This is a genomic window from Actinomycetota bacterium, assembly GCA_030776725.1.
Taxonomy (GTDB): domain Bacteria; phylum Actinomycetota; class Nitriliruptoria; order Nitriliruptorales; family JAHWKO01; genus JAHWKW01.
Window position 1 is genome coordinate 1 of record JALYHG010000140.1, and the last position, 3104, is coordinate 3104.

Here is a 3104-nt window from a genome sequence, read left to right on the forward strand (position 1 = left end):
GCGCCGCCGGAGCGGCCGCCGCCCGGCTGCTGGCCGCGGCCGGTGCCCACGTCGCGGCAGCGGCCGCCACCCGAGCGCGGCGTAGAGTCGCAACGTGCAGCATCGAACCCTACGACGCGACGGACCCCTGCACGTCGTCGACTTCGGCGGCAGGGGTCAGCCGATCGTCCTGCTGCACGGACTCGGCGGATCCCACGCCAACTGGATCTCGGTCGGAGAGCGCCTGGCGGAACACGGTCGCGTGGTCGCGTTGGACCTCGTCGGGCACGGCCTCACCCCGCCGGTCGGCCGGCGTGCACGCATCGTCGATCACCGCCGCCTCGTGCAGCGCTACCTGGGCCACCTCGACCAGCCAGCGGTGCTCGCCGGCAACTCCATGGGCGGGTACGTGGCGCTGACCGTCGCAGCCTCGACCCCCGAGCTGGTCGCCGGCGTGATCCTGGTCGGGGCGGCGCTGCCACGCGAGAAGATCGTCCCGCGCGACCCCCTGGTGCTGGGGATGTTCGCGGTGTACATGATCCCGGGGCTGGCGGACCGCTTCCTGTCCTGGCGCAGGCGCAGACTCCGACCCGAAGGCCTCGTCGAGCAGGCGTTGCGGTTGTGCAGCGTGGACGCGTCGCGCATCGCCGACGAGGCGTGGGAGGCACACGTGGAGATGGCCCACGAGCGCATCCTGCAACCGTGGAGCCGCCGCTGCTTCCTGCAGTCGGCCCGGTCGCTGGTGGTGCGGATGGTCGGCCGCCGGCGCGTCGCCGACATGATCGAGGCGATCGAAGCGCCAGCCCTGATCATCCAGGGCGATCGGGACCGCCTGGTCCCCGTCGAAGTGGCCCGCGACCTCGCCCGGCGCCGCCCCGACTGGCAGCTGGAGGTTTTCACCGACATCGGCCACGTCCCTCAGCTGGAAGCCCCCGATCGTTTCATCGAGGTCGTCGACCGCTGGCTGCACGGCAGCCTGTCCGCGCAGACGACCTGCGCGAGCTGACCACCGGTGCGTCGCCGCTCGCGTCCGAAGACAAGTGCGGGCGACAGGATTCGAACCTGCATGGGGTCGCAACCCCGGGGCGGTTTAAGCGCCCTGCGTCAACCGTTCCGCCACGCCCGCTGGCGAGGACCACACACCGTCGCCCGTTCCCCGTCGCGGGCGACGGGCGGCCCGTCCTCGGTGATGATGCTACAAGCCGGGGATCGGAGGACCCATGCGGTGGGCGACCTACCGCCACGACACGGACGGTCCCGACCGCGTCGGGCTCGTCATCGACGGCCGCATCGGCGGGCTCCCGCCCGACGCGTCCCTACTGGGGCTGCTCCGGGACGGCCCTGAGGCGCTGGCGGAGGCGGGTCACCGCGCCGGGCAGGACCCCGCCGAGGAGCTCGCGGTGGCCGACGTCCAGCTCCGCGCCCCGATCCCCGACCCCCCGTCCGTGCGTGACTTCTCCGCGTTCGAGGCGCACGTGCGCACCGCTCGGCGGGCCCGCGGCGTGGAGATGGACCCCGACTGGTACCGGCGCCCGGCGTTCTACTTCAGCAACCCGCACGCGATCGTGGACCCGGGTGCGGACGTGGCCATCCCGCCCGGCTCGCACGCGCTGGACTTCGAGCTGGAGGTCGCCGCGATCGTCGGGCTCGCCGGCCGCGACCTGGACCCCGAGACGGCTGCCCACCACATCGCCGGTTTCACGGTGATGAACGACTGGAGTGCCCGTGACCTGCAACGCAGCGACACGCGCTCGCAGCTCGGCCCGGCCAAGAGCAAGGACTTCGCCACCACCCTCGGCCCGTTCCTGGTCACCCCCGACGAGCTCGAGCCCCACGCCGTCGGCCGCGGCTACGCCCTGACCATGACCGCATCCGTCAACGGCCGCGAGTACACCCGGACGTCGTGCGCGGACCTGTACTGGTCGTTCGGCGAGCTCGTCGCGTTCGCCTCGCGCGGGGCTTGGATCCGCCCGGGCGACGTGATCGGCTCGGGCACGGCCCCCGGCGGGTGCATCCTCGAGCTGGCGCTCGTCCACGGCGCCGAGACCTACCCGTGGTTGCAGCCGGGCGACGAGGTCACCCTCACGGTGGACGAGCTCGGCGCGATCTCCAACCGCGTCATCGAGGGACCGCCGTCGACGCCGCTGCGGCGGTGAGTTGGCGCGGGCCGGGCGCGGTGCTGCCGAGCGCGCCCGACTGTGCCATCCTCGTCCCGCCGACCGCAGCGCTGCGGTCGGTCGGGAGCCCGGCCAGGAGTGTGCGCGGATGGTCATGTACCAGGTGCGCGGACGCATCCCCCGCAAGCGGCACACCCAGCTGTGGCAGGGCGACCGGTTGCTGACCGAGCAGGTCCTGGGCGTCGAGGGGTTCGCCGGGGCGTCGTCGATCCTCTACCACCTCAACACCCCCGTGCGGGTCAAGCACATCGGCGCGTTCCGTCGGCTGCGACGCGACGAGTGGATCCCCGACGCCCACGCCCACCACCTGTTCGAGACCTGGACGCTGCCGCCAGCCGGTGACGCCGTCAGCGGACGCCGGCTGCTGATGTGGAACCGGGACGTCGAGATCGCTCTGTGCCGGGCCGCCGAGCCGATGGGCGACTTCTACCGCAACGGCGAAGCCGACGAGGTCATCTTCGTCCACGAGGGAGGCGGGACCGTCGAGACCGTCCTGGGAGACCTCCCCTACGTGCCCGGCGATTACATCGTGGTCCCGCGGGGCATCACCTACCGGTTCCGTCCCGACGATCGGCAACCCCAGCGCTACCTCGTCTTCACCTCGCTGGGGCTGATCGAGATCCCGCGCCGGTACCGCAACGACTACGGCCAGCTGCTCGAGCACGCCCCGTTCTCCAACCGCGACGTGCACCCCCCGACGGAGCTCCGCACGCACGACGAGCGGGGCGAGTTCGTGGTCAACGTCCGGATCGGCGGTGGCCTGCAGCGCTACGTGCTCGACCATCATCCGTTCGACGCCGTCGGGTGGGACGGTTACCTCTACCCGTACACGTTCAACATCGCCGATTTCGAACCGATCGTGAAGAAGGTCCACGCCCCGCCACCGGTCCACCAGACCTTCCAGGGGCGCAACTTCGTGATCTGCTCGTTCTGCCCCCGGCCGCTCGA

At 71.8% G+C, this 3104-nt stretch carries 3 protein-coding genes and 1 tRNA gene; 3 read left to right on the plus strand and 1 reads right to left on the minus strand.

Annotated features, from left to right (window positions below; genetic code table 11):
• The first annotated feature begins 94 nt into the window (after positions 1-94).
• Positions 95-985: an alpha/beta hydrolase gene (locus tag M3N57_06555; GenBank protein MDP9022351.1), complete on the plus strand. Its 891-nt coding sequence runs from the start codon at positions 95-97 to the stop codon at positions 983-985.
• 35 nt (positions 986-1020) lie between these two features.
• Here the strand turns inward: M3N57_06555 and M3N57_06560 are convergent.
• Positions 1021-1105, minus strand: a tRNA-Leu gene (locus M3N57_06560).
• A gap of 94 nt (positions 1106-1199) precedes the next feature.
• Between M3N57_06560 and M3N57_06565 the strand changes: the two genes are divergently transcribed.
• Positions 1200-2135 (plus strand): fumarylacetoacetate hydrolase family protein, encoded by a 936-nt coding sequence (locus tag M3N57_06565; GenBank protein ID MDP9022352.1) that lies wholly within the window; start codon positions 1200-1202, stop codon positions 2133-2135.
• 109 nt (positions 2136-2244) lie between these two features.
• Positions 2245-3104, plus strand: an 860-nt coding sequence (locus M3N57_06570; protein MDP9022353.1) for a homogentisate 1,2-dioxygenase, incomplete at its 3' end; no start/stop codon positions are given.

What these genes read in the sequence shown, in the direction of transcription:
- M3N57_06565 (MDP9022352.1), top strand. Translation starts at nt 1,200, where the DNA reads ATGCGGTGGGCGACCTACCGCCACGACACGGACGGTCCCGACCGCGTC.